Origin of the sequence: Sporolactobacillus terrae DSM 11697 (assembly GCF_000648615.1) — a bacterium.
Lineage (GTDB): Bacteria > Bacillota > Bacilli > Bacillales > Sporolactobacillaceae > Sporolactobacillus > Sporolactobacillus terrae.
Genome location: NZ_JFZC01000077.1, coordinates 1 through 7,757 on the forward strand (window position 1 = coordinate 1; position 7,757 = coordinate 7,757).

Below are 7,757 nucleotides of genomic sequence, written 5' to 3' on the forward strand. Positions count from 1 at the left end.
CCGAAGCGGCGATTCAGCACCGAAAAGACAGGAGACCATCATACATGGTTGGAAATTAAGGACCGGGCGTATTTTGCCCGGTTTTTCTCACAGGATAAGAAAGTATATGATTTTGACCTGTCTTCAAACCAATAGCCCAGTGTCTTGGCCGAGAAACAAAGCGGAGGTGCGAGACGCCTGCGGGAACAGCGTGCCAGCGAGACCCCGCAGATACCTACCTGTCTCAGGAGGCTCGCGGTGCGCCCGCGGCAAGCGAGTAACCGAAGCGGCGATTCAGCACCGAAAAGACACGAGTCCATCACACATGGCTGGAGATAAAGGACCAAGCACAGCTTGGTTTTTCTCAGTGTAACAAATCAAAAAGAAACAAGCGGCGCTATTCTGGATAAGGAGCATTCCTTGCAGTTCCTAAAAAAGTTGCTTATGATTGCTTAAGAAGAAAAAACTTGATCGGAATCGTATTGGGAGGAATCATGATGCGTACATTAGAGACAGCACGCGCGTTATTAGGAAGCGGACAAACTGAGGAAGGGCTCGACCTGCTGCACCAGTTAGCTGAAGAACATGACGACCGGATTCAGTTTGCTGCTGCAGATCTTTATCAACAATTCGGATTTATTGATGATGCCCAAGCGGTTTATGAACGCTTGCTGAAGCGCTATCCTAATGACAGTGATTTAATTATTCAGCTTTCAGAACTACTGATTGATAAGAATGAAGAAACAGGTGCGATTGATTATTTGCAGCGGATTCATTCATTGGATGCCAATTATTTAAGTGCACAAGTCATGCTGGCCGATCTGTACCAAATGGAAGGCTTGGATGAGGTTGCTGAACATAAATTGCTTCATGCACTTAAGGTTTCACCACATCAGCCTGTACTTATTCTTGCTCTTGGAGAGCTCTATTTATCGATTGGCGAAGCAAGCAAAGCGGTTGACTGCCTGATGGAAGTTAAAGATAATCCAGAGCTTGCTGATCAAAAAATCCATTTGAAGCTTGCCGAAGCACTCAGCCTCAGTGGTCAATTTGAAGCGTCTATGCAAGAATATGAATTGGGTTTCAAACAAGAAAAAACGCTGGACGGGCTCTTTGGCTACGCAGTTACCGCATTACGTATCCATAAACATCGAAAAGCAATTAAAGCTTTAGAGACATTAAGAGCAATGGATCCGGGCTACAGTACGCTTTATAATGTACTTGCCGAAGCGTATGAGCACGAAGGGCAACTAAAAAAAGCCATAGAATCGATCAAATTGGGAATCGAACAGGATGAATATAATGAGCGTCTTTTTGAACGTGCGGGCATTTTATCAGCAAAATTGAATGAAGAGAAGCAGGCGGCAGAATACTTCAAAAAATGTCTCAAGTTGAATCCGGAAAATATGGATGCATTAACTCATCTTGTCGAGTTAAAAGCACAGGATGAGGATTACGAAGCCGTTGTTGAGCTGCTCGAGCCGGTTGAAACGGGCGACCCATTGTTGCACTGGTTTCTTGCCACCGCTTATAATCAAACAGACGAACTCAAAAAGGCAGCGCAGCTCTATAAAATGAGTTTGTCCGCATTCTCTGACAATCCAGAATTTCTCCAGGAATACGGAGAATTTTTAAGAGAAACAGGTCATTTAAAAGAGGGGCTTGATCTTTTAATTACGGCATCGCGTTTGAGTCCGGAAAATCAAGATCTTGCAGCATTTGTCGAACGAATTAAGCAGGATGAAATTCAGTAAAAGGCGAATATAAATAATATGACGCTTGATGAATGCGAATGGTCGCGAGGAGGGGACGTCAGGATGGAACAGATGGTATCAAATGTGCAGAAGAAAACATTCCTTCGGTGGATCTTAGATCGTCATCTGCTGACCAACCGGGAAATTATTTGGTTGCTCCATTATTTAATGAGTAATGACCAACTCTTGTCTTTAATTCATATCGTTGATGATGTCACGCGCGTGAATCGATCCATTATAATCGGTAATTCGGCAAAAGGAATTCAATTCTTCCGTTATGTGAAAACAACGGTTGAAACCGATGATCCTGAAAAAGCATTTCACGATTTACGAATGAATCAGATTGAGGATGTTTATCTTCAATTATCCATTGAAGCGGTCTACCGCTCGCCTATTTTTTATTCAGTTTTGGAAGAAAATCCGAACAGTCATGAGGATATTCATGAGAAGTACGGGCAAATGGCAGAACATGCTACGGATGAGGCAGAGCGCACCTTCATGATCAACCGGCTGACTCGTGCCATTAACAATGCACTTGATGAGGGTGATCAGCAGCAGTTTTACACGCTCACGAAACGGTTAAATACAATCAATAAACAAATGAACGGATAAACAGAAAACCTTCTCTAAATGATAAACACTTGGCGGTCTACTCTTGTCCCTCAACTCATATAGTTCCGATAAGGCGTTTAAAGGGAGGACAAGCGATGAACGTAAAGCTGTTTATCATTTTTGTTTGCTTTACATTGTTTATAGGATTTCCAGAACGCGGATATGCCGAAAACAGCAGCGCCGCAATGAAAAATCAAACCGACAATTTAATCAGTCTTTCTGATCAAGTTTTTCACTATTCAATCGCCAAACAGGATAAAGCAGCCGCAAGCCTTCTGAATGAGCTGAGCGAGAAATGGAATCATTCATTAGATCTGTATTCGGAAAAAGAACAGCAAGTGATCGGAACCTCAATCGTAAAGCTTAAGGTTTTACTTAAGACGCAGGCGAATCAGCAGGAAATAGCTGATGCAGCTGCCTCCCTGCGGCTTGGATTCGATGCGCTACAAAATGAAGGGACTCCGATGTGGAAGGAAAAACGTTCGGATATCATGAAGCCCCTGAGCCGAATGAACACCGCATTGAAAAATAAGAAACAAGAATATTATCAATATGAACTTAATCAATTTCTTAATGAATATGCGATCATATATCCAGCACTGATCATCGACGGTCAGCCGGATATGGTGACTTTGCTTGATCAGCGAATCACAACATTAACCAATCACCGTTTAGAAGATATCACGGAATCAAAGCGAATACGTCAATTAAACAGAATAACCGATGACTTGAATCGGCTATTTAAACAATCACGAAATGGTAAAGAAGAAAATACAATGGGGTTTATGCCCATAATTGGGGGAATTGTTGTAACCGTACTGGCCTATGTATCTTGGGTGCGCTATACAGCAGAACGGAAAAGAAGAGCACGGATCCATTGAAAAAGTAAAAATTTTGACAAAGATAGATTGTTTGACTAAAATTGACTATAATAGTATTGTTCCGATTGAAAACTGATGCTTGAATACGTTTGACGATTGTACCGTTTTCAAGAGGCTTGAATCAATTAATTAGATCAATTTTGGAGGAATGAGCATGATTCAATACCTAATCTATCTGGGCATTCTGATGCTGATCCCCATGTGGGCACAAATGCGTGTTCGCTCAACGTACGCTCGTTATGCAGAGGTCAGTAATTCAACCGGAATGACCGGTGCGCAAACTGCGCGGCGAATTCTTGACGATAACGGTTTGTACGATGTAACGGTCAGGGAGGTTGCAGGATCCTTAACCGACCACTATGATCCGCGTGACAAATCGATTAATCTTTCCACGGATATTTATCATGGTGCTTCTATTGCGGGAACTGCCGTTGCGGCTCACGAAGTCGGGCACGCAATTCAGGATGCAAACGATTATACGTTTATGCGTGTACGCAGCGCCCTCGTTCCAGTGGCGAATTTAGGATCAAATTTGTCGTACATCTTGATTCTTGCAGGCGTATTTCTCGGCATGTTTCAGCTTGCTGCGCTGGGCGTGGTCTTCTTTGCAGCGGCTGTGCTTTTCCAGGTCGTAACCTTACCTGTCGAATTTGACGCATCAAGCCGTGCATTAAAACAGATTGTCAGCTTAGGCATTGTTCAGGAAAATGAACGGCCACAGGCCAAAAAGGTATTGTCTGCAGCAGCAATGACCTATGTTGCCGCTGCACTGGTATCCGTAATGGAACTCGTTCGTTTTATTTTGATGATTACGATGAGCAATCGAGAAGAGTAAGCGGATCTTTCAAATGCTGAATGCATACAATGAGATGTGCCTGTCTGCTGCCACATAAGTGGCAGCTTTTTTTTATGGACTTTAGTCCGTTGAGTACGCGTAGCGTGCGAAACATAAAACCCCCCGCTATGCGGGGGGAGTACCAAATCGTTATACAAAGAAGCGCTTCCTTTCGATAGAATATAGATGTTCAGGCTATATTGCTACATGAAAGGAAGCGCTAGAATGGCTAATAAAGCAAACAGTTTAGCCCATACCAAATGGTTGTGTAAATACTATATCGTATTCACACCAAAGTATAGACGAAAAATTATCTACAATCAATATCGGAGAAGCTTACAGGAAATCATCAAGCAGCTCTGTCGGTATAAAGGAGTAGAAATTTTGGAAGGACATATGATGCCTGATCATGTGCATCTTCTGCTCAGCATACCACCTAAAATGAGCGTGGCAAGTTTTATGGGCTATTTAAAAGGCAAAAGTGCGTTGATGATGCTTGACAAGCATGCAAACTTAAAGTACAAATTTGGCGATCGTCATTTTTGGGCAGAAGGCTACTATGTGAGTACCGTAGGATTGAATGAAGCAACCATCAAGAAATATATTCAAGATCAAGAAAAACACGATATTGCACTGGATAAATTAAGCGTTCGAGAATATGAGGACCCCTTTAGAGGTCGCTGAGTAGTACAAACACCCATTATGGGTAAGCAAAAGAGGCAAAGTCAATATAGCCTGAACAAAGTGAAGGCCAGCGCCTTGAGACGCTGGCCGGTAATCCAAGGCTTATAGCCTTGGAGCAAACCACCCTTTTGAAGGGTGGTTATGATTGAATAAGTTCCTTAAAACAAGACTTGAGCTGTAACTCAAAGATTGATTTCTGTATCGTTACCGGCAATAGCGGAAGTTCATTGCTTGACAATGCCACATTTTAGATTAAACTAAAAGAGTTTGAGCATGCTCACGTGGTTCGAAACCATCCCACGTTTATCAAAAAACTAAGGAGGAGTCTTAAGTATGAAGACTGTAAAAATGCTGGCGGTTAATGCATTGCTTGCCGCCATTTATATTGTGTTGACTTTTTTTCTTCAGCCGATCAGTTTTTCAGCAGTTCAATTTCGTATTTCAGAAATGTTGAATCACATGATTGTATTCAACAAGAAATATTTTTGGGGCATTATTTGCGGTGTATTTCTTGGCAATTTGTTTTTCTCGCCGATGCTCCCATATGATCTGATTTTCGGAACGGGACAATCAGTGCTCGCACTTTTAACTACAATGATTGTTTCTAAATTTATAACCAACATCTGGGCACGCATGCTGGTAAACACAGGGGTATTTACTTTGACCATGTGTTTTATTGCCTGGGAACTTGCAATTGTTCTAAAGCTGCCGTTTCTGTGGACATGGTTGACAGTCGCCATTGGCGAATGTGTTGTAATGTTGATTGGTATGCCGATTATGTATGCAATCAATCGTCGTGCCAAACTTGATAAGTTAATCTAAGGGGATAAAAAAAGAAGTGCTTCTTAAGTGAAGCACTTCTTTTTTTAATTTTTTGGCCGCAGTCCCCAAAGGTAATCGGCGACAATTTTATCGACTTCCGGATTCTCATGCAACATACTATGTTGGGCATTCGGACCGTAAACAATCTTCTCGGAATAGTGCTTCGGATTAAAGAAATATTTTCCGAAAAAGGCGCTTTTTAATGTCACAACACCGTCGCCTTCTTGAGCATTGCTCATGATGCCGGCAATAGCTAAAACATCCAAATTATTAGGCAAACGATCACGATGGTGATACAGATAGCTTTGCTGTTTCAGAAATTTAATAGAAAGATGAGTATCATTGAGCGGGCCGCTGATCCAATCAAATGGAGCAGCAATGGCAACATACTTGCGTATCTTTGGATAATCAACCGGAGTTTTGATCTTTTCTAAATAACAGGTAAACGCTTTTCCACCCATTGAGTGGGAAACAACATTAACTTGATCAATGGTGTAATTTTTCTTTAATATGCGAAAAATGTTATTCAGCCAGGCGGCTTGCTGCTCCATAGGCTCATGATTACGAGAAAAGATAATTTGAATGATTGGGATCTTTTGGTTCGTTATTCTTCCACTAACGTTGATGACTCCATTTGGTCGGACTGTAACAATCATTGCGCGTTCCGGACCATCGTAGTTTGCGTGCAATCGTTCCAACATCGTGCGGTAAGAACGTTTCGATCCTTTCCAGCCATGAATAAAAACGGTTGGAATCTGCTGATGGTTTATCTTATTATCCGCTGCAGTCTGTTCAGCAGCAGTCTCGGTAGCGTTGGTCACCGTATGTGTTGCTGTTGAGGCTCTGCTATGTTCAAAAATGAGATAGAATGCAAGTAGGAAAACTGCTGCAGCAGCAATAAAGATGAATCGCTTGATTTTCACGTAGAACACTCCATTAAGATCGGCTTATGAATTACTATATAGCTTAACGCAAAGCGATGCATTTTAAAACCATACGTCTCACCCTTTTGGGAGAACCATTCATGGTATAATGGGGGCAGTTAACAAGAAGAGAGGCGTTTTTTTGGTACAACAATCACGATTGCTGCTTGTAGGCGGGATGGCGTTGTTGTTTCGCGCTTTTTATGCAACAGCCCCAACGGGTCAGTTTATGTTTAATGCGCAAGGTATTCCAACGAATGGTGTTCAAGGATTTCTCCGTCACCTGTTATTAGCTATTGAGAATAGGAAGCCAACCCATATTGCGGTTTGCTGGGATATGGGATCAAAAACATTTCGCCATCAATTGTTTGACGAATATAAAGCAAACCGCTCGGCACCTCCGGCGGAGATGATTCCCCAATTTAACTTGGCAAAGGAAATGGTTGATGCATTTGGTATCCCTAACGTTGGTTTAGCGGGTTATGAGGCGGATGATTGTATTGGTACGCTTGCCAAACATCTGCATCACGATGTCCAAGTATCGATTGTTACCGGTGATCGTGATTTGCTTCAGCTCCTTGATCGTGACATACATGTTGACTTGCTGCAAAAAGGTTACGGCAACTATCGAAGTTATACCGAGTCAACCTTTTTTGATCATTACGGCGTTACGCCTCAGCAATATGTGGATGTTAAGGCGTTAATGGGTGACGCAAGCGATGGTTACCCGGGTGTTCATGGTATCGGAGAGAAAACAGCATTTAAGCTTATGAAACAATTTGGCTCCATCGATACGATGCTATCTCATCTGGAACTGCTTCCAAACGGACAGCGAAAGAAGATCAGTACAGATCTGTCAATGTTGCACTTATCGAAACGACTGGCGGCGATCAATTGCCAAGTCCCAGTGACACTTTATCTATCCGATGCAGAGTTTTCAGAAATTGACGATGCTTTTATTGATAAAGTAGATCAACTTGGTTTGCGGCTTGTTAAATATGCATTGGTTCAAATGAATTGGCGAGGGCGCAACCTTTCAAATCATAGCATAGGCTGAACGAAAAAAGTGTTTTCGATCAATGCTATGCAGGAGAATGAAGCGATAGTACACGACCTTCAAGTTTAGAGATAGTGGGAAACGAAAGCGCACAAGAAATGTTAAACCAGGCACAGCTTGGCTTTTCTTACAGGTAAAGAAAGTACATGATTTTGCCCTGTTTTCAAGCCAATAGACCAGTGTCTTGGCCAAGAGTCAAAGCGGAGGTAC

Annotated in this window: 8 protein-coding genes and 1 riboswitch; of the genes, 7 read left to right on the top strand and 1 reads right to left on the bottom strand. The window is 42.3% G+C overall.

All coding sequences use genetic code 11. The features are described from left to right. Window positions 1–476 precede the first annotated feature (476 nt). The 6 genes from AA84_RS0113715 to AA84_RS0113740 all read left to right on the top strand — a co-directional run bounded on the left by AA84_RS0113715 (window position 477) and on the right by AA84_RS0113740 (window position 5,567). Window positions 477–1,733, top strand: a complete 1,257-nt coding sequence (locus AA84_RS0113715; protein ID WP_028977673.1) for a tetratricopeptide repeat protein — start codon at window positions 477–479, stop codon at window positions 1,731–1,733. A gap of 63 nt (window positions 1,734–1,796) precedes the next feature. Continuing rightward, window positions 1,797–2,345 carry a YpiB family protein gene (locus AA84_RS0113720; RefSeq protein ID WP_028977674.1) on the top strand — a complete coding sequence of 183 codons (549 nt, stop codon included), beginning with the start codon at window positions 1,797–1,799 and terminating at the stop codon, window positions 2,343–2,345. 95 nt (window positions 2,346–2,440) lie between these two features. Continuing rightward, window positions 2,441–3,226 carry a sporulation protein YpjB gene (locus AA84_RS0113725; RefSeq protein WP_028977675.1) on the top strand — a complete coding sequence of 262 codons (786 nt, stop codon included), beginning with the start codon at window positions 2,441–2,443 and terminating at the stop codon, window positions 3,224–3,226. A 154-nt stretch (window positions 3,227–3,380) separates the two neighbouring features. Beyond that, entirely contained in the window at window positions 3,381–4,061 is a 681-nt protein-coding gene (locus tag AA84_RS0113730) for a zinc metallopeptidase (protein WP_028977676.1), read from the top strand. A 225-nt stretch (window positions 4,062–4,286) separates the two neighbouring features. Next, window positions 4,287–4,745, top strand: a complete 459-nt coding sequence (gene tnpA / locus AA84_RS0113735; RefSeq protein ID WP_051575261.1) for an IS200/IS605 family transposase — start codon at window positions 4,287–4,289, stop codon at window positions 4,743–4,745. Between the two features lie 275 nt (window positions 4,746–5,020). Then, a riboswitch (PreQ1 riboswitch) is annotated at window positions 5,021–5,069 on the top strand. Window positions 5,070–5,078: 9 nt separating this feature from the next. Then, on the top strand, window positions 5,079–5,567 hold the full coding sequence (locus AA84_RS0113740; RefSeq protein WP_028977678.1) for a QueT transporter family protein: 489 nt from the start codon (window positions 5,079–5,081) through the stop codon (window positions 5,565–5,567). A gap of 44 nt (window positions 5,568–5,611) precedes the next feature. On the opposite strand, the gene AA84_RS17985 is transcribed toward AA84_RS0113740, so the two are convergent. Continuing rightward, entirely contained in the window at window positions 5,612–6,490 is an 879-nt protein-coding gene (locus AA84_RS17985; protein ID WP_051578047.1) for an alpha/beta hydrolase, read from the bottom strand. A 109-nt stretch (window positions 6,491–6,599) separates the two neighbouring features. Between AA84_RS17985 and AA84_RS17990 the strand changes: the two genes are divergently transcribed. After that, window positions 6,600–7,547, top strand: coding sequence for a 5'-3' exonuclease (locus AA84_RS17990; protein WP_051578048.1), 948 nt, complete (start codon window positions 6,600–6,602; stop codon window positions 7,545–7,547). Window positions 7,548–7,757: the final 210 nt, after the last annotated feature.